This is a genomic window from Tabrizicola sp., assembly GCF_034366665.1.
In the GTDB taxonomy this organism is placed as follows: domain Bacteria; phylum Pseudomonadota; class Alphaproteobacteria; order Rhodobacterales; family Rhodobacteraceae; genus Tabrizicola.
On sequence record NZ_JAXMMF010000133.1, the window covers coordinates 1 to 18,195 of the forward strand.

Consider the following 18,195-nt stretch of genomic DNA (forward strand, 5'->3'; position numbering starts at 1 on the left):
ATGTCGGACAGCACATAGCCTGCGACGAGGCTGGTGACCCCCAGCGACAGGCGACCGCGGGTGGTTTCGGCTTCGGCCTGAAAGGTGCTGCGAGCATTCGCCACGTCGGACAGGATCTGCCTGGCATGCCGCAGGAAGGCCGATCCCTTGTGGGTCAGCAGAATCCCTCGCGCCTGACGGTCGAAGAGGGTCACGCCCAGGTCATCCTCCAGCCCCCGGATCGCTTCCGTGACCGAGGACTGGCTGATCGACAGCGCCCGTGCGGCGCCGGAAACCGAACCGGCCTCGGCAGCGGCGACGAAGAACTGAAGCTGGCGCAGAGTGAAAGCCATCGGAGCCGCCGATAGAAGGTATCGCCAATCTGCCCGAACGCGCGCCATGCGCAAGGGTTGATGCAGGCGGATCAGGGTGGTCAGATGGCGCAAAGCCAAGGGAGGCGCGCATGTGGTGGGTGATCATGGTCGTGGTGTTGGCCGGGGCGGCGATCTCGGTCCAGGCGCCGATCAACGCGGCCCTGTCGCGCGAACTTGGGGCGACGGTCCCCGCCGCCGCCGTATCCTTCGGCGTGGGCTTCCTTGTCCTGGTTGCCGTCGCCGCGGTTCAGGGCCAGGGCGCGGCCTTCCTGCGGCTGTCGCAGGTTCCGGCCTGGACGCTGGTGGGGGGCGTCCTGGGGGCCTGGTATGTGTTCGCGTCGGTCTGGAGCGTGGCCTCGCTGGGCGTCGTCACCCTGGTCGCGGCGCTGATCCTGGGGCAGATGGCCGCTGCCATGATCATCGACGCGACCGGGGCGCTTGGCGTGGCCGTGCATCAGGTGACGCCCACCCGCCTTGCCGCCGCAGGTCTGGTCGCGGCGGGCCTGCTGCTGTCGCGGTTCTAGGACCGGTCCACCGGCTTTGACCGGAACCTTGCCACGGTTTCCCGTTCCGCCCTTCGACAGGCGACCGGGGCCAGCCCGCGGGCGATCAGGTCCATATCCTCCAGCACCCGCGTCCCGATTTCCCGCAGCGCAAACTCCAGCGCCCCGGCCCGGTGCGGCGAGAACAGCATGTTCGGAGCGCGGCGGATCGGGTCGTCCTGGGGCAGCGGCTCGACCGGGAAGACGTCGGTCGCCACCCGGATGCGCCCCTGGGCAGCGGCCTGGGTCATTGCCGGAAAGTCCACGGCTGCCGCGCGGGACATCAGCAGAAGCATCGCCCCCGGCTGCATCAGCGACAGGGCGCGGGCGTCGATCAACCCCTTGTTTTCCGTGGTGATCGCCGCCATGACGAAGACAAAGCGGTTCTTGGCCATCAGGGTGTCGAAATCCACCGGCTCCACCCCCAGACGGCGCAGATGACCGGGCGGCAGCCAGGGGTCATGCGCCTGCACGTGGCAGCCAAAGGGAGCCAGCAACCGGTGCAGCGCCCGCCCAAGATCGCCGAAGCCGATGATGCCGACGGTCGATCCCGCCAGCATCTCGGACTCGCGGTTGCCGTCGAACAGCCACTTCTCCTGCCCCTGCAGGAAGGCCGCATGTTCGCCGTGGATGTTGCGCGCCAGACTTAGCGCCATGCCCAGCGCCATCTCGGCCACGGGTGCGGCAAAGACCCCGCCCGGGGCCAGCACCGGGATGCCGCGGCGAAAGCATTCGTCATAGTCGATGTTCGGCAGGAAGTTGGTCTCGACGTTGAAGATCGCCCGCAAGCCTGGTGCCAGCGCCAGCCGGTCCGCGCCCATCGGCTGCTGCGAGATCAGGATCTCGGTCCCCGGCAGGTGTTCGGCATAGAACGCCTCGCGGTCCTGGCCCTGCCATTCGGTCACCTGATACCGGCTTTTGAACGCCGCCAGTTCGTCGGCCGAGAAGATGTCGGCGGTAGTCCGGGGTTCGGGATCGTAAAGCACGCGCATCGGGGGTCCTTCCGGCAATTTGGCCGACCCTAGGCGCAGTCCACCCCGGGGGACAAGGCCCGGCTAAGCTGTCCAGCGCCCCTGTTCCATCACCCGCCAGGGTGCGGCGACCGGCGGAGGCGGCTCGCCCTCTTGCCAGAAGCACAGGCGCAGGTGGTCGGGCGCATCGCCCTCGGCCACCAGGGCCCAGTCCATCTGGAACCCGTCGATCAACAGCCCTTCGGCGTAAAAGGCGATCTCTTCGGCCTCCAGCGCCTCGGACGGACTGGGGTCCCAAGTATCGCCACCCCAGAACACCAGCCCCTCGATGTCCCGGTGCTTGCGCGCGATCTTCGCCAGCGGCGCAAGGAATGTCTCGATGGCGGTAGGTTCTTTGGCCATCACCGCAACTCCGCCGCCAGGGCCGGGGCGGCTGCGGCCACAAGCGCCTCATAGGCGTCCAGCTTTGCGGGTGTGAAATGCCCGGCTTCCGCCAGGATGTTCACCGTTCCCAGAACCCGTCCACCATCCACGACCGGCACGTTGATGCAGGACCCCAGCCCCAGCGACACAATCAGCGCGTGGTCGAAGAAGTACTTCGCAAACTCCGGCGGCGTGTTGGCGACGAACGTCCGCTTGCCTGCAACGGTGTGGTCGTACCAGCCGTCCTTCTCCATCGGCTTCGTCCCCGACACCGGATACTCCACCGGATGCGAGGTATAGAGCCTGCGCGCCAGACCGGCTTTCTCGTCAACCGTCGTCACGGTGAACAGCCGCGTGCCCAGCGCGGCGCAGCGGGCGTGAAGGTCGTCGAATGCCGTCAAGGAAGCCTCGCTTTGCGCCGGATCAAGGCGCGTTTACTGGGTCAAGGTATTCTCCCCCCCTGACCCCCACTGTCAACCGCGTGAGGCCCCATGCAATACGAAGTCACCGCCCGCCGCCTGGATGCCACCGGAAGCCTTGCCACCAGCCACGGGGCCGAGGTGCGCCTTGCCACCGACATGACCGGCCGCAAGGACGCGCTGAACCCGGTCGAACTCCTGTTGTCGGCGCTGGCCGCCTGCATGATCAAGGGGGCCGAGCGGGTGCTGCCGACGCTGAAGTTCCAGCTGGACGGGATGACCGTGGCACTGGAGGCCGACCGGCAGGACGCACCGCCAAAGCTGACCGCGATCCGGTACCAGATCACCGTCACCACCGCCGAAAACGACGCGCGGCTGGACCTTCTTCACCGCAACATCCTGAAATACGGCACGATTTCCAACACGCTGGCAGCCGCCGTGCCCCTGACCGGAACCATCCACCGGGCGTGAGGCTCCGGAGTTTTCGAAAACTTCGGAACGGAGCCTTCAAAGGCTCTGACTCGGTTTCTTCGAAGAAATCGTCCCCTAGCGCCGCGTCATCGCGATGCGGATCAGCGCCCGTTCCATCAGCGCCATGCCGGGGGCCTTGCTGGCCGATCGCAGGGTCAGGTCCGTCTCCAGCAGGACCGCCACGGCCGTCTCCAGCGCGCGGACGCCCCATTGCCCGGCCTGACGCCCCATCGCATCCTTCTGCTTGAAGTTCACCCGCGCCCGCTGGATGCCCACCCCCGGTCCCTGCGGATCGGTCGCGGCGGCATGCAGGATGCGGAAATGGCGCAAGGCCCCGATGCAGATCGTCACCGGCTGAACCCCCTGCCCCTCCAGCCGCCGGAACAGCGGGCCGATGGCCTGCGACCGCGCCTCGGCCACAGCGTCGATCAGCTCGTCCACTTCGGCCTCGATCGTCGCGGGGGCCATCGCGGCCACGTCGGCTGGCGTCAGGGTCGTCGGATCGCCCCATTTGTACAGCGCGATCTTCTCCAGCGTCTGACGAAAGTCGCCGGGGTCCAGTGCGCGGGCCAGGGTGTTCAGGTCGGTCATCGCCTCGCGGTCGATGTCCACCAAACCGGCCGCCTTCAGCGCCGCCTCGATCTCTTCCCGGCCCGGAGGCTCATCATACAAGCCGATGCAGACTGCCGAGGGGTGCTTCTCGAACAGCACCTTCAGCGCCGACTTCCCCGTCAGGTTGCCCGCCGTGACCACGATCACCGCATCGCCTGGCTTCCATTCCTTCAGCGCCACGGCCACCGTGTCGGTCAGCCCGTCCGTCGCTTCCTCCAGAAACGCCACCCGCGGCCCGGGGAAGAACCCCACTGCCTTGATCGCGTCCAGAAGCAGACTGCCATCCTTGCGCAAATCCGCGCCCGACATCCGCGTCAGCCGCATCTCGGCCTCGCCCTCGGGGCCGACCAGGGCCGCTATGGCCTCTTGCCGCTTCAGCGCCACCCGCATCGCGTCGGCCCCGAAGATCAAGAGCCCGGCCCGCGCCGGGTCCGGCCTGGCGCAGTATCGGGCGGCCTCGGCCCCCTTCAGGATCATGGCAGGCTGTCAGCCGCGCCGATCAGCCGGGCAGTGATCTGGTCGGCCAGAACCCGCATCAGCCGATAGGCCGCGTCTTCCTCGGCTGCCAGCTGCGCGACAGTGGACCCGGTCGCGGAATAGGCGGTGAAGCTTTGCACCCGCCCGCCCGTGACGCGGGCACCGCTGGCCTGATCGGTCAGCGTATAGTCGACCACGCCCTTCAGATTGTAGCGGGTGATCTTGTTGTCCGCGGTAAACCCCACGCCCACGGTTTCCGTGGTGATCGTATAGGCCAGGTCATAGCGCGTGTCCTCGGGCCGGCCCAGCCGTTCCTCCAGCCGTTCGACCAGATCGAAGCCGGTCTTGTCGGTCGGGTCCTGCACCCGCACGGCCCCGGTCAATTTCGTCGCGCCGCCGCCCGGACCATAGGCCGGCGCGAAACCACAGGCGGCCAGCACCAACGGGGCAAGCAGCAGCCCCCGGCGGGACACAAGCGCGACAGGCCCCCTCTCCCCCGGGGGGAGAGGGCTGGGGTGAGGGGTCAGGCGTTCAGACGACGACATTGATGATGCGGCCCGGGACGACGATGATCTTCTTCACCGGCTGTCCGGCAAGGAACCTGACCACATCCTCGTCCGCAAGCGCCAGCTTTTCAACCTCTGCTGCCGACATATCCTTCGGCACGCTGATTTCCGCCCGGCGCTTGCCGTTGATCTGGATCGGCAGCACCACGCTGTCCCCCACCAGCAGCGCCGGGTCCGCCTTGGGCCAGGCCGCCTGGGCGCAAAGTCCGGCGCCGCCCTGCCTGGCCCAGATTTCCTCGGCCAGGTGCGGGGTCATCGGCGACATCAGCTTGGCCAGCGTGCGGATCGCCTCTTTCATCACCCCGGTCGAGGCATTGGCCTTCCCGATGGTGTTGGTAAAGGCGTACAGCCCGGCGATGGCCTTGTTGAAGGCAAAGCCCTCGATTCCCCTGGTCACGTCGTCGATGGCCTTTGCCGTGGCGCGGGCCAGCGCATCGTCGCCCTCGCCCACATGGTCCGCCGGCATCTCGCCGATCCGCGAGGACAGCGCCCAGACCCGGCCCAGATGCTTGAACGCCGCCTCGGCGCCCGAGGAGGTCCATTCCACATCCCGCTCCGGCGGGCTGTCCGACATCACGAACCAGCGCGCGGTGTCGGCCCCAAAGGCCGCGATGATGTTCATCGGGTCGACGACGTTCTTCTTCGACTTCGACATCTTGGCCGAGGGGATGATCTCGATCGCGGTCCCCGCCGCCTCTTCCAGCTTGGCCCGCAGCTGATCCTCGCTCAACTCGCTGAGGTCGGTCACATGGTCCGTCCGCAGAAAGGCCACCGGCTCGGTCCCGATGTTGAAGCGCAGCACGTCCTCGGGCAGGTGGTAGACCGGCCGGCCCTGGGCATCCATCGACCGATAGATTTCGTGCGTGACCATGCCTTGCGTGAACAACGCGTTGAACGGCTCGATGGCTTTTATCGGCAGGTGGCCGGTCTTGTGCATCGCCCGGGCGAAGAAGCGACTGTAGAGCAGGTGCAGGATCGCGTGCTCGATCCCGCCGATATACTGGTCGACGTTCATCCAGTATTCGGCATCCTCCAGCACGGTGGGAGTCGCCGCGCGCGGAGCGGTGAAGCGGGCGTAGTACCAGCTGGAATCCACGAAGGTATCCATCGTGTCCGTCTCGCGCCGGGCCTTGGCTCCGCACTTCGGGCAAAGACAATCGCGCCAGGTCGGGTGGCGGTCCAGGGGGTTGCCCGGCACGTCAAAGCTGACGTCATAGGGCAGCTCGATGGGCAGGTTTTCCTTCTTCTCGGCCACCACACCGCACGTCGCGCAGTGGATCACCGGGATCGGGCAGCCCCAGTAGCGCTGGCGCGACACACCCCAGTCCCGCAGCCGGAACTTGGTCACGCCCTTGCCGTAGCCGTTGGATTCCGCATGGGCGATGGCAGCCGCCACGCCGTCATCGCCGGTCTGCACCGTCTCTCCGGCAAAACCGCGGATGTAGTGGACGCGTTCCGACTTCATCGGCACAAATGCCTCGGCCAGTGCCACATCAGAGCCGTCCGCCGTGAAGACCGGCTTGATCGGCAACCCGTATTTCGTGGCGAAATCAAAGTCCCGCTGGTCATGCGCCGGGCAGCCGAAAATCGCCCCGGTGCCATAGTCCATCAGGATGAAGTTGGCGATCCAGACCGGAAGTTCCCAATTCGGATCAAGGGGATGCTTGACGCGGATACCCGTGTCATAGCCGATCTTCTCGGCCGTCTCGATCTCTTCCGCGCTGGTCCCGCCCTTGCGGCACAGCGCCACGAAATCGGCCACCTTCGGGTCGGCCTCCAGCACCTTCGCCAGCGGGTGATCCGGCGAAATCGCCGCAAACGAAGCCCCCATCAGCGTGTCGGGCCGGGTCGTATAGACCTCCAGCACCTCAAACCCGTCGGGAGCCCCCACCGTCTGGAACCCGAACTGCAAGCCGCGCGACTTGCCGATCCAGTTCGCCTGCATCAGGCGCACCTTCTCCGGCCAGTTCGTCAGGCCATCCAGCGCGGAAAGCAGCTCTTCCGAATAATCGCTGATCTTGAAGAACCACTGCGTCAGCTCGCGCCGCTCCACCGCCGCGCCCGACCGCCAGCCCTTGCCGTCGATCACCTGCTCGTTGGCCAGCACCGTCATGTCCACGGGGTCCCAGTTGACCACGGCGGCCTTCCGGTAGACCAGCCCCGCCTCCATCATGTCGATGAACATCGCCTGCTGCTGGCCGTAATACTCCGGGTCACATGTCGCCAGTTCCCGCGACCAGTCGATGCTCAACCCCAGGGGCTTCATCTGAGCCTTCATGTCCGCGATGTTGCCGTAGGTCCAATCCTTCGGATGCCCCCCCCGTTCCATCGCGGCATTCTCGGCGGGCATCCCGAAGGCGTCCCAGCCCATCGGGTGCAGCACGCTGTAGCCCTGCGCCAGCTTGGTGCGCGCCACCACATCGCCCATCGTATAGTTGCGCACATGCCCCATGTGGATGCGCCCCGAGGGATAGGGGAACATCTCCAGCACATAATACTTGGGCCTCATTGGATCACGCCGCGCGGTGAAGGCCCCCGCCTTCTCCCAGGCGTCCTGCCAACGGGATTCGATCACTGCGGGGTCATAGCGCGACATCAAGGGCCTCATGCGGAATTCCGCGCGGAATTACACATGCGCAGGGGGAAAGGTCCACCCCTTCCCGGTCACCATCCCTGCGAAACGCTTAAAGCTTGCTGTCGCGCACCCGCAACTGCCGCGCCCGGGTCAGGATCGCATCCTCGACCGCCCGCACGGTTTCCGGAGCGACCGAGGCCCCGCCCTGCCCCTGCAACGCCACCTTCAGGCTGCGCGCATCCAGCGCCGCGTCCTGCACATAGATCGTCGCGCGATACGCCCGACCCCCACCCGGAGGCCGCCCATACCCCGTCACGATCACGCCCGTGAACGGATCGACCGATTCGATGGGCAGGAAGTTCAGCACCTCAAGGCTGGCCTGCCAGATATAGCGGTTGACCTCGACCGTGGTGTTCGGGTTGTCGGCGTTCGAGAACAGGTCCCAGATGTTTGACCCGCTCTGCTCCCGGTCCGGGTTCGCCGCAGCATTGGCCGCCCGCTGCGCATCGGCCCGCTCTTTGCGGGTCATCTGCTCTTCCGAGGGGATGGAGGCACGGTTGCCAAACAGGTTGCCACTGCCGATCCCGCCACCGCAGGCCGACAAAGTGACGACCAGACCCGTTGCCAGAGCCGCGCGTGCAAGTTGATGCAAGTTCATCCAGCCACCTTTGGAACCCTTGCCCGCTGTCTAGCTTAGGCACCAAGGCCTGCCAAGGGCTTTCGCTTCCACGCGCGGGCGCGCGGTCCTGATGGCGCTTATCCCTGACGATCCGTGGGGCGATTCCAGACCTGTGGCTTTGCTGCACCAACTTTGGGCGGATTTCCCGATGAAGGTTTGCGAACGTTGCAATCGTGGGCGTCCGGGGTGAAATACGGCTCATTCCCCTGCGGATTCCCCTGCGGCGGGCTTACCTTGAAGAAAGAGGGAAAACATGAAAAAGATTCTTCTCGCGACCAGCGCCCTGGTTATGGTTGCCGGCGCCGCTTCCGCAGAAGTCGCTCTGTCGGGTTCGGCCCGCATGGGTCTGGTCTATGACGGTGCCGCAGGCGCCTCGGGCGAAACCTACTTCTCGTCGCGCGTCCGTATCGTCTTCACCGCTTCGGGCGAAACCGACACCGGTCTGTCGTTTGGCGCTTCGATGCGTGCCGACCAGCTGGGCGGCAACAACAACGACTCCGGCGCTGACAAGGATGGCGACTCCAACGGCGACTCGACCGTGTTCATCTCGGGTGCGTTCGGCAAGCTGACCATGGGTGACACCGATGGCGCCGCCGACAACCTGGTTGGTCAGGTTTCGGGCGTTGGCTACGGCCCGAACGACGCTCTGCAGGAAATCGGCTTCCTCGGCAGCTCCGACACCTCGGTGTACTACGAGTACAGCGCTGGCGCGCTGACCTTCGGTCTCGGCGCTGGTCAGCTCTATCAGCCCGACCCGACCCCTGTTGGCGTTGACACCGAAGACGCACTGAACATCGGCGTGAAGTATGCCACGGACGCCTTCTCGGTCGCCTTGGCCTACGAAACCACCGACACCGTTGACGCTCTCCACCTCGGCGGTTCGGCGACCTTCGGTGCTGCGACTCTGAAAGCGCGCGTCACCGACCGCGATGACCAGAGCGACGTGCAGTGGGCGACCTCGGTCGACTACGCGATCGACGCGACCACCATCACCGCCTTCTACACCGACTTCGGCGACAACGACACCCAGCACTACGGCCTGGGCGCTGCCTACGACCTCGGCGGCGGCGCTTCGGTTGCCGGTGGCATCGTTCAGCAGAACGCTCCGGCTGGCGACACCACCTTCGCCGACGTCGGCCTGAAGTTCTCGTTCTAATCCACCCGGATTGGACGAACGGAAAGAGCGGGCCTTGTGCCCGCTCTTTTCTTTTTGGCCCGCGCCGTTAGGTTGCCCATCAAACGGGGGACGGCATGGCACTGGCAGACATCACGGAACGGTTGCGCGCGGCAGAGCGCGCGGCGGGGCGGACGGAAGGCTCGGTCACGTTGATCGCCGTGTCCAAGGTCCAACCGGCGGAACGGGTTCAGGCGGTGCTGGACCAGGGCCACCGGGTCTTTGGCGAAAACTACGTGCAGGAAGCGGCGGGGAAGTGGCCCGCCTGGCGCGACCACTATGGTCCGTTGCAGCTGCACATGATCGGCCCCTTGCAGACCAACAAGGCGAAGGTCGCCGTGGACCTGTTCGATGCGATTCACACGCTGGACCGCCCCTCGCTGGCGCAGAAGCTGGCCAGCCTGGGCCAGGCGCGGGGCAGCTTGCCGCAGCTGTTCGTGCAGGTGAACACAGGCGAGGAGCCGCAGAAGGCCGGGGTCCTGCCCGGCGAACTGGAGGTATTCCTGCGCGATTGCCGGACGATGGACCTAAGCCCCGTCGGCCTGATGTGCATCCCGCCCGAGGATCAGGACTCCACCCCCCATTTCGCGATGCTGGCGCGGATGGCCGCCGATCACGGGTTGACCGGCCTGTCGATGGGAATGAGCGGGGATTTCGAGGCTGCCGTGGCCCACGGCGCGACCCATATCCGCGTCGGCAGCGCGATCTTCGGCGCGCGGACCTACGCATAGGCGGCGCTACTGCGCAGCTCCGGGCGTTTCTGCGAAGGCCCTCAGGTCAGCCAGACCCGCGCATAGGGCGGCAGCACGACCTGCCCGCCATGCAGGCCGACCTCTGCCTCGGACAACTCGTCCCACATCCGGCTGACCCCCAGCGCCCGCACCCACCCCTCGGGCAGGTGCTGCCACTGTTCGGTGAAGTTGAACAGACCCAGCAGCACCCCCGTCGGCGCGACCCGCTGGACTGCCAGCACCGCATCGTTCCCCGACCCCACGACCCGCACGGGGTTGCCCGCGTGCAACTCCGCCGTCGCCCGGCGGCGGGCCAGGATATGCCGCACCCCCCGGAACACCCGGGCCGAGGGCGCATCCCCCGTCTCCCGCCCCTCTGCCGCCGCCCAGTCCATCCGCGGCCGGTGAATCCAGCGGCTGTCATGGGCGTGGTGGGGGTTCTGCAGGTAGCCGTAGTCGTTCGTCAGCGCCAACTCGTCGCCCATGTAGATCAGCGGGATTCCACCCCAGACCGCGATCAGCGCGTGGCCCATCAGGATGCGCTGCACCGCCAGGTCCGCCTCCGCCGCATCCCGCGCCGTCTCCAGCCCTGCAAGCGACGCGAACGACCCCGAGATCCGCTTGTCCCCGGTCGCCTCGTTCACCTGAAACAGCGCGCCCTTGGCGAAGGTGCCGGGAAAGGTGCCCTCGTAGAAGTCCGACAGGAAAGCCCGGTGCCCATGCCCCGACACCCCCACCGCCGCCGCATCCGCATCCGTCACCGCCCAGCCGATGTCGTCGTGGCAGCGGATATAGGTTGCGTAGGTGGCGTTGGTCAGCCGGTCGGGGAAGTGGGTGCCCAGCACATGCGCCATCAGCCGCGTGTCCCGGGTGGCAAGCGAAGACCAGAACTGCACCATCAGGCTGTTGTGGTAGGCAAGGTTGCCTTCCTTCCCGTCATGCTTGCCGCGGCCCAGATAGGGCAGCATCTCGGCTGGCGCGACGATCGCTTCTTCCAGATGGATCACCGCCGCACTGGCGATGCGCGAGCACGCCCGTAGCGCCTGCAGGATCATGTGGACCTCAGGCTCCGACTGGCAGCGCGTCCCCAGCCGCTTCCACATGAAAGCCACGGCATCCAGCCGCAGGACATCGACGCCCTTGTTGGCCAGGAACAGCATGACCTCGACGATCTCCAGGAACACCGCCGGATTGGCCCAGTTCAGGTCCCACTGGTGTTCGTTGAAGGTGGTCCAGACCCATTTCCCGATCTCGGGGTAATGGGTGAAGTTGCCCGGCGCGTTGTCCGGGAAGACCTCGACCAGCGTCTGTTCGTACAGCGTCGGCATGTCCGGGGTGTCGAACATCAGGTAATAGTCCTGATAGGTCGCATCGCCCTTCGCCGCCTTCTTCGCCCAGGCGTGTTCCTTGGCCGTGTGGTTCAGCACCAGATCGACACACAGCGACATCCCCCGCGCGCGGAGGGCGGCGCTGACGGCTTCGAAGTCCGCCATCGTCCCGAAAGCCGGGTTGATCTGGCGGTAGTCCATCACCGAATAACCGCCATCTGAATCGCCGGGTCGGGGCTTCAGGCAGGGCATCAGGTGGACGTAAGTGATCCCAAGGTCCTGAAGGTAATCCAGCTTGTCCAGCACCCCCTGAAGCGAGCCGTTGAAGCGGTCGATATAGAAGACATAACCCGCCATGTCCGGGCGCTGAAACCAGTCGGGCGACAGGTCCCGTTGCAGGTCCAGGCGCTTGAGGTCGGCAGGCCGGTCGGCCCAGCCCTTGCGCAGGGCCTTCCCCAGCTTGTCCCGAAAGGCCGGATAGTCGGATCGCGCCCCATAAAGCGCGTCAAGCATGGGGAAAAGGTCCGGGGCCGACCGCGCCAGGCGCAGATCGAAAACCTCATCATCCGCGCTGCGTGGTGTCGGCATCGAATCCTCCCCGAATTTCGGGCAGATTAGGTAATCCAAAGCGTTTCGGAAAGGGGATTACAGCGGCACGACCAGCCGGGTCTGGTGGGTGATGCGCGGGGCGATCCAGCGCAGGTCACCGCGCGACAGGGCCACGCAGCCCGCCGTGGGCGCACCGGGACGGCGCCACTGGTGGATGAAGATGGCCGAGCCGCGACCGGGTTCGGCCTGGGGCCAGTTCCAGTCGGTCAGGATGACCAGATCATACATCGGATCGGCCCGCCGCAACCGCTCGTGGCTGAACCGATGCGGGGCGCGGACCATCAGGTTGTAATCCTCATCCCTCGGGTCATCCGACCACAGATCCGACGGGCCGATCGGCAGGGCCCAGTCCGCGGGGCGGGTCAGGCGGTCGGGGCGATACAGCATGCCCACCAGCCGATGCACCCCTGCAGGCGTCGCCCCGTCACCTTCGCGCTTGGCCGATGCCGCAACGATCCCGCCGCGCCCGACGGAACAGGGAAACACCCGCCCCATGAACCGCAGCCCCATCGGCGTGACCACCAGGTCGGTGGCCTTCACAGCAAGTGCCCCGATTTCGCGGCCTTGGTCGCCAGATAGGCCCGGTTCTCGACCGTCTCGCCCACATGCAGCGGCACGCGTTCCGTGACGTGCAGCCCGCAGCCTTCCATCATCGCCAGCTTCTTGGGGTTGTTGGTCAGCAGCCGCACGCTGGAGAACCCCAGCTTGCGCAGGATTTCGGCCCCGATGCGGAAGTCGCGTTCGTCATCCTCGAACCCCAGGCGGTGATTGGCCTCGACCGTGTCAAAGCCCTGATCCTGCAGGGAATAGGCCCGCATCTTGTTGGCAAGGCCGATCCCCCGGCCCTCCTGGTTCAGGTACAGCAGCACCCCAGCGCCCTCAGCGCCCATCTGCGCCAGCGCCGCCCGCAACTGCGGCCCGCAGTCGCATTTCAGCGACCCCAGCACATCCCCGGTGAAACAGGCCGAATGCAGGCGCGCCAGCACCGGTTTCGACCGGTCGGGGCGACCGATCTCGATGGCGTAGTGCTCTTCGCCGCCGTCATCGGGACGGAAGACATGCACCCGCCCAGCGCTGGAGGCGACAAGGGGAACCCGGGCAGAGACGACCTCGTCCATCGGCGGCAGGGCGGCCAGCGCGGGGGCGATCTGGTCCAGGACCAGCAGGGTCAGCCCGTGCGTCCCGGCCAGCGTCAGCGCGTCCTGCACCGGCACCAGAAGCGCGGCGGGCAGCAAGTGCGCCGTCTTGGCCAGCCCCAGCGCCGCGCGCGCCAGGTCAGCCGAGCCATCGCGCATCGATTGCAGCGGCCCCTTCATCGGTGTGCGCAGGTCATCCGCCGGGTCTGCGACCGAACGCAGCCAGTCCAGCCCCGTGTCCGCCGGAGGCACCACCCGCGCAAGGTCACCGTCATAGGCGCGGGCCTTCAGCGTCTCGGCCCGGCGCGCGGTGATTGCCAGGACGGGGGCCCCAAAGCCGCGCAGGTCGGCCAGCCGCGTCGCATCCAGCGTCTCGACCGCCGCGACCAGCGCCGCCCCGTCCGCGCCGCACAGCACGACCGGCACCCCCATGCGCAGATCGGCGCGCGCGCGGGTCAGGCGTTCGGGAATGGACAGGCCAAGCGACATGTCCCCTATCTAGGCCGCAAATGCACAGGGCGGAAGCCTGCTCGCGCGTCGGGCCTACAGATCCGTGGGACAGGCGATCAGGATATCGGACGGGTTTACCGTGACATCGGGCGGAACCAGCCGGTGGAAGCGCAGGAAATGCAGCGACACCCGGCGCGCGTCCTGCCTGAAGTCGTGGTGCAGGACCAGGGTCAGCCGGCCCTCGGCCAGAAGCTGGCGGTTGGTGCGGTCAAGGTCGTGGGCGATGAAGACATCCATGCGGCGGCCCGCCTCGGCAAACGCCTCCAGAATCGCGCGGTTGCCTCCGCCGATGGAATAGACGCTGCCGATGTCGGGATGCCCCTGTAACGCATCCAGCACCAGCCGCCGGGTGGTGCGGTCCACCCCCAACCCTTCCGAGACGGTCAGCGTCGGCACCGGCGCGTCGCCACGGGCCAGCTGCTCCAGAAACCCGAGCCGCCGCTCATCTTCGCCCCGGAACATCTGCGACGACAGGGTGATGAGAATGCGAGAGCCAGGCTGACGTTGCATCCGCTGCATCAGATAGGCTGCCGTGGCCCCGGCGCGGCGGTTCTCCATCCCGACATAGGCCAGGCGCAGAGGCTGGGCGATGTCGGTGACATAGGTCACGACCGGGATGCCACGGCTGGAAAGGCTGGCAAGGCAAGCCTCGATGGCCGGGGTGGCGGGGACCTTCAGGACGATGCCATGACTGCCGCGCCGGGCGATTGCGGTCAGCCGTGCGATGATCTCGCGTTCCTCCATCACCTCGGCCAGGTGGAAGCGGGCGCGGAAGGCGACCGGGCGGGCAAGCGGCAGTTCCGCCTCGAACGCTGCGCGGACTGCTGACGAAAAGCGGTCCGGCGACTGGATGAGGATGTCGATGGTAAAGCGGCGACCCTGAACCAGACTGGTTGCGTGCTGCTGCTCCAGTTCCTCCAGCGCGGCGGCCACCCGGTCGCGGGTCAGGCGGCGGACATGGTCCCTGCCATGCAGCGCGCGGTCCACGGTGGCCGGGCTCAGCCCCGCATGGAACGCGATTTCCTTGATGCTGAAGCGGCGGGTCATGGCGGCATTTGAGGTGATTTTGATGCGAATTGCAACTGTGCGCCCCCCGCATCGCCGGGCAGACTGCCCCAAATTCCCGAACAAGGACCCTGCCATGAACGCCCCCTCGCGCCCCGCCCGCCGCCCGGTCTGGATCAGCCCCGACAGCGGTGATTTCGACGTATTCAAGGCCCAGGTCGCGCAACGGACCAGGGCCGAGGACGTGCCCCAGGCCGTCGACATCGCGCAGAACATCCCGATCTACAGCGGCCAGACCGTCGCCGTGGCGGCCCGGGACCCGCAGTCCCGCCGCGCGCTTACCGCCGAATGGGCCTGGGTCTTTGCCGATGGCCCGGGCATTGTGGTGATCCGCGACGCCCTGCCCGACGCGGCCATCGTGGACCGCGCCACCGCTATCTTCGAGACGATCATCGCCGCAGAGAAAGCCGCCAACCAGGGCGGCGGCGACCACTTCGCCAAGCCGGGGGCCAACGACAGGATCTGGAACTCGCTGGAAAAGCACTGCCTGGCCGATCCCGCCAACTTCGCCGCTTACTACAGCGCCGACACCCTGGCGCTGGCCTCCGAGGCCTGGCTTGGGCCGGCCTACCAGATGACCGCACAGGTCAACCGCGTGAACCCCGGTGGCGCGGCGCAGGTGGCGCATCGGGACTATCACCTGGGCTTCATGTCGGCCGAGCAGATGGCGCGGTTTCCGGCGCATATCCACGGCATCTCTCCGCTGCTGACGCTGCAAGGCGCGGTGGCGCATTGCGACATGGCCGTAGAGACGGGGCCGACGATGATGCTGCCCTTCTCGCAACAGTTTCACGAGGGCTATCTGGCCTTCTCGCGCCCCGAATATCAGGACCATTTCGCCAAGCACCACGTGCAGTTGCCGCTGGCAAAGGGCGACGCGCTGTTCTTCAACCCTGCCGTCATGCACGGCGCGGGGACGAACCGGACGTCGGACCGCTTCCGGATGGTCAACCTGCTTCAGGTCTCATCAGCCTTTGGCCGCGCGATGGAGACGGTGGACCGCGCAAGGATGAGCCGCGCGGTTTTTCCGGTGCTGCGGCAGGGCGTGTCGGGGATTGACGTGGCGAACGTCATCGCGGCCACGGCCGAGGGCTATCCCTTCCCGACCAACCTGGACCGCAACCCACCGATCGGTGGGCTGGCACCCCGGACAATGGCCGATTTCCTGGCCCAGGCCGTGCGCGAAGGCTGGACGGACCAGCAGCTTGATACCGTGCTGGCGGACCTGGAAAGGAAGAACGCCACCTGAGAGTTGAAACATAGCCCACGGAACCGACACGACCGCGTGAGCATTTGGTAGCAAATCTTGCGGGGTTCGTGATCCGGGCGCATCTCCGTCCTGCAAGCAACGGAGGCACTCATGGCCGGACTGCGGAAAATCCTGCTCGTCGACGACGACGACGACCTGCGCGAAGCTCTTAGCGAGCAGCTGGTGATGACCGAGGACTTCGACGTCTTCGAAGCCGGAACCGGTGCCGACGGGATGGAGAAGGTGAAGGCCGGGCTTTTCGACCTGGTGATCCTGGACGTGGGCCTGCCCGACACCGACGGGCGCGAGCTGTGCCGCCGGATGCGCAAGCAGGGCGTGAAGTGCCCGATCCTGATGCTGACGGGTCACGACACCGACAGCGACACGATCCTGGGTCTGGACGCCGGCGCGAACGACTATGTGACCAAGCCCTTCAAGTTCCCGGTCCTTCTGGCCCGCATCCGCGCGCAACTGCGGACGCACGAACAGTCCGAGGACGCGGTGTTCCAGCTTGGGCCCTATACCTTCAAGCCCGCCCAGAAGATGCTGGTCGACGAGAAAGACAAGAAGATCCGCCTGACGGAAAAGGAAACCAACATCCTGAAGTACCTCTACCGGTCCACCACCGGCGTCGTCGCGCGGGATGTGCTTCTGCACGAGGTCTGGGGCTACAACGCGGGCGTCACCACGCACACGCTGGAAACCCACATCTACCGCCTGCGCCAGAAGATCGAGCCTGATCCGTCGAACGCGCGGCTTCTGGTGACCGAAAGCGGCGGGTATCGCCTGGTGGCCTAGGCGGATCGTGGCTTGGCGGTCACGGTGAATGCGACCGCCATGCAACAACCACGAAATCTTGCCGCTTAGGGCTTATTGTTGCCGGATTTGATTGCTACCTTTCTCGCATGCACAGGTTGTGCAGCAAGTTCCCCTGGTCGCGTCGGGGTTATGGCGCGGCATCCTCCCTGTTGGACCTGGCCGGGCTTCTTGCCCGGCCTTTTTTTTCCTGAACCCGAAAGAGCAACGAGAATGCCTTGGTCAAGGCGCGCCAAGGTCATGGGCTTTGCACATTTCCCCGGCTAGAAGCGCCTTCAACCGCAGACAGGCTGCGGTCCCAATCCGGAGACATCCATGCGTATCGCTTTCGCCGCCGCCCTTTTCACCGTCGCTGCGGCACCGGTCATGGCCGAAGACCTGGTCTTCACCCTGGTCAATGACAGCACCCACACCCTGACCGAAATGTATGTCTCGCCGGTGGGCGAAGACCAGTGGGGTGAAAACATCCTGCTGACCACGGTCGAACCGGGCGTCTCCGGCGACGTGACCATCGCCGACGGGCTGGAAGTCTGCGACTACGACATGCGCTTCGTGTCGGTCGAAGGCGGCGAAGTCGAGCAGACCCAGAACCTGTGCGAGTTGGGCACCTTCACCGTCACCGACTGATCCTGCACTCTTGAGACTTGCGGCGGGGGGCCTTACGGTCCGCCGCCGTACCCCTCGGAGCCAGCCCATGCCCTTCACCCTCGCCACCTGGAACATCAATTCGGTCCGCCTGCGCGAGGCCCTTGTGTCCCGCCTGATGACCGAGGAATCGCCCGACATCCTGTGCCTGCAGGAATGCAAGAGCCCGGTCGAAAACATCCCGCTGGCCCAGTTCCAGGCGCTTGGCTACCGCTACATCGTCGCGCGCGGGCAAAAGGGCTATAACGGCGTCGCAATCCTGTCCAAACTGCCGATCATGGATGCGGGCGACCGCGACTTTGCCCAGCTTGGCCACGCGCGCCACGTCTCGGCCCAGCTGGAGAACGGCGTTACCATTCACAACTGCTATGTGCCCGCCGGTGGCGACATTCCTGACCGCGAGGTCAACGTGAAATTCGGCCAGAAGCTGGATTACCTGACCGAGATGCGCGACCATTTCCACTGGCAGAAGCCTGACCGCGCGATCCTGGTCGGCGACCTGAACATCGCCCCGCGCGAGAATGACGTCTGGGACCACAAGGCTCTGTTGAAGATCGTCAGCCACACCCCGGTCGAGGTCGACCACTTCAACGCGGTGATGGAGGCGGGGGCCTGGCAGGACGTGACCCGCAAGGATATCCCCGACGGCCGACTTTACAGCTGGTGGAGCTATCGCGCCCCGGACTGGAACTCCGCCGACAAGGGCCGTCGCCTGGACCACATCTGGGCCACCCCCGACATCGCCAACGCCGCCCACTCCAGCCGCATCCTGCGCCCGGTGCGGGGATGGGATCAGCCCAGCGATCACGTCCCGGTTTTCGCGACGTTTGATTTGTAGAAGCAA

The 18,195-nt window shown here is 66.2% G+C and carries 20 protein-coding genes; 8 read left to right on the top strand and 12 right to left on the bottom strand.

From position 1 onward, the window contains the following. Positions 1 to 332 (bottom strand): LysR family transcriptional regulator (locus tag U1E69_RS19170; protein ID WP_322246020.1); only part of this gene is annotated, 332 nt, incomplete at its 3' end. Positions 333 to 442: 110 nt separating this feature from the next. Between U1E69_RS19170 and U1E69_RS19175 the strand changes: the two genes are divergently transcribed. Beyond that, complete coding sequence (locus U1E69_RS19175) at positions 443 to 877, top strand: DMT family transporter (RefSeq protein ID WP_322246021.1); 435 nt, start codon at positions 443 to 445, stop codon at positions 875 to 877. Here the strand turns inward: U1E69_RS19175 and U1E69_RS19180 are convergent. The 3 genes from U1E69_RS19180 to U1E69_RS19190 all read right to left on the bottom strand — a co-directional run bounded on the left by U1E69_RS19180 (position 874) and on the right by U1E69_RS19190 (position 2,690). Continuing rightward, positions 874 to 1,887, bottom strand: coding sequence for a hydroxyacid dehydrogenase (locus U1E69_RS19180; protein ID WP_322246022.1), 1,014 nt, complete (start codon positions 1,885 to 1,887; stop codon positions 874 to 876). The genes U1E69_RS19175 and U1E69_RS19180 overlap by 4 nt on opposite strands. A gap of 63 nt (positions 1,888 to 1,950) precedes the next feature. Then, positions 1,951 to 2,268, bottom strand: a complete 318-nt coding sequence (locus U1E69_RS19185; RefSeq protein WP_322246023.1) for a hypothetical protein — start codon at positions 2,266 to 2,268, stop codon at positions 1,951 to 1,953. Further along, complete coding sequence (locus U1E69_RS19190) at positions 2,268 to 2,690, bottom strand: GAF domain-containing protein (protein WP_322246024.1); 423 nt, start codon at positions 2,688 to 2,690, stop codon at positions 2,268 to 2,270. The genes U1E69_RS19185 and U1E69_RS19190 overlap by 1 nt, the downstream gene beginning before the upstream one ends. A 90-nt stretch (positions 2,691 to 2,780) precedes the next feature. On the opposite strand from U1E69_RS19190, the gene U1E69_RS19195 reads away from it, so the two are divergent. Next, positions 2,781 to 3,179 carry an OsmC family protein gene (locus U1E69_RS19195; protein WP_322246025.1) on the top strand — a complete coding sequence of 133 codons (399 nt, stop codon included), beginning with the start codon at positions 2,781 to 2,783 and terminating at the stop codon, positions 3,177 to 3,179. Between the two features lie 75 nt (positions 3,180 to 3,254). Here the strand turns inward: U1E69_RS19195 and holA are convergent, their stop codons facing one another. The 4 genes from holA to U1E69_RS19215 form a co-directional block, all read right to left on the bottom strand. Continuing rightward, the gene (gene holA / locus U1E69_RS19200) at positions 3,255 to 4,268 is read right to left on the bottom strand and encodes a DNA polymerase III subunit delta (protein ID WP_322246026.1); all 1,014 of its coding nucleotides are present in this window, start codon (positions 4,266 to 4,268) and stop codon (positions 3,255 to 3,257) included. Then, the gene (gene lptE / locus U1E69_RS19205) at positions 4,265 to 4,708 is read right to left on the bottom strand and encodes an LPS assembly lipoprotein LptE (RefSeq protein WP_322246027.1); all 444 of its coding nucleotides are present in this window, start codon (positions 4,706 to 4,708) and stop codon (positions 4,265 to 4,267) included. The genes holA and lptE overlap by 4 nt, the downstream gene beginning before the upstream one ends. Positions 4,709 to 4,799: 91 nt before the next feature. Then, on the bottom strand, positions 4,800 to 7,430 hold the full coding sequence (leuS, locus tag U1E69_RS19210) for a leucine--tRNA ligase (protein ID WP_322246028.1): 2,631 nt from the start codon (positions 7,428 to 7,430) through the stop codon (positions 4,800 to 4,802). An 88-nt stretch (positions 7,431 to 7,518) separates the two neighbouring features. After that, positions 7,519 to 8,067, bottom strand: coding sequence for a DUF3576 domain-containing protein (locus U1E69_RS19215; RefSeq protein WP_322246029.1), 549 nt, complete (start codon positions 8,065 to 8,067; stop codon positions 7,519 to 7,521). A 274-nt stretch (positions 8,068 to 8,341) separates the two neighbouring features. On the opposite strand from U1E69_RS19215, the gene U1E69_RS19220 reads away from it, so the two are divergent. Both U1E69_RS19220 and U1E69_RS19225 read left to right on the top strand, forming a co-directional pair. After that, positions 8,342 to 9,244, top strand: coding sequence for a porin (locus U1E69_RS19220; protein ID WP_322246030.1), 903 nt, complete (start codon positions 8,342 to 8,344; stop codon positions 9,242 to 9,244). A gap of 95 nt (positions 9,245 to 9,339) precedes the next feature. Then, positions 9,340 to 9,993 carry a YggS family pyridoxal phosphate-dependent enzyme gene (locus U1E69_RS19225; RefSeq protein ID WP_322246031.1) on the top strand — a complete coding sequence of 218 codons (654 nt, stop codon included), beginning with the start codon at positions 9,340 to 9,342 and terminating at the stop codon, positions 9,991 to 9,993. Between the two features lie 41 nt (positions 9,994 to 10,034). Here U1E69_RS19225 and U1E69_RS19230 read toward each other — a convergent pair whose 3' ends face one another. From U1E69_RS19230 to U1E69_RS19245, 4 genes are read right to left on the bottom strand one after another with little or no spacing between them, the layout of a single operon-like run. Next, entirely contained in the window at positions 10,035 to 11,909 is a 1,875-nt protein-coding gene (locus tag U1E69_RS19230; protein WP_322246032.1) for an alpha-amylase family protein, read from the bottom strand. A gap of 57 nt (positions 11,910 to 11,966) precedes the next feature. Beyond that, a complete protein-coding gene (locus U1E69_RS19235) occupies positions 11,967 to 12,470 on the bottom strand; it encodes a L,D-transpeptidase family protein (RefSeq protein WP_322246033.1) in 504 nt (167 codons plus the stop codon). After that, complete coding sequence (ribA, locus tag U1E69_RS19240; RefSeq protein WP_322246034.1) at positions 12,467 to 13,555, bottom strand: GTP cyclohydrolase II; 1,089 nt, start codon at positions 13,553 to 13,555, stop codon at positions 12,467 to 12,469. The genes U1E69_RS19235 and ribA overlap by 4 nt, the downstream gene beginning before the upstream one ends. 54 nt (positions 13,556 to 13,609) lie before the next feature. After that, positions 13,610 to 14,623 (bottom strand): LacI family DNA-binding transcriptional regulator, encoded by a 1,014-nt coding sequence (locus U1E69_RS19245; RefSeq protein ID WP_322246035.1) that lies wholly within the window; start codon positions 14,621 to 14,623, stop codon positions 13,610 to 13,612. Between the two features lie 94 nt (positions 14,624 to 14,717). Here U1E69_RS19245 and U1E69_RS19250 point away from each other — a divergent pair, with 94 nt between their 5' ends. The 4 genes from U1E69_RS19250 to U1E69_RS19265 all read left to right on the top strand — a co-directional run bounded on the left by U1E69_RS19250 (position 14,718) and on the right by U1E69_RS19265 (position 18,189). After that, positions 14,718 to 15,890, top strand: a complete 1,173-nt coding sequence (locus U1E69_RS19250) for a phytanoyl-CoA dioxygenase family protein (RefSeq protein ID WP_322246036.1) — start codon at positions 14,718 to 14,720, stop codon at positions 15,888 to 15,890. A gap of 111 nt (positions 15,891 to 16,001) precedes the next feature. After that, entirely contained in the window at positions 16,002 to 16,688 is a 687-nt protein-coding gene (locus U1E69_RS19255; protein ID WP_295072745.1) for a response regulator transcription factor, read from the top strand. 333 nt (positions 16,689 to 17,021) lie between these two features. Further along, positions 17,022 to 17,333, top strand: a complete 312-nt coding sequence (locus U1E69_RS19260) for a hypothetical protein (protein WP_322246037.1) — start codon at positions 17,022 to 17,024, stop codon at positions 17,331 to 17,333. A gap of 67 nt (positions 17,334 to 17,400) precedes the next feature. Beyond that, entirely contained in the window at positions 17,401 to 18,189 is a 789-nt protein-coding gene (locus U1E69_RS19265; protein ID WP_322246039.1) for an exodeoxyribonuclease III, read from the top strand. The last annotated feature ends 6 nt before the right edge of the window (positions 18,190 to 18,195 follow it).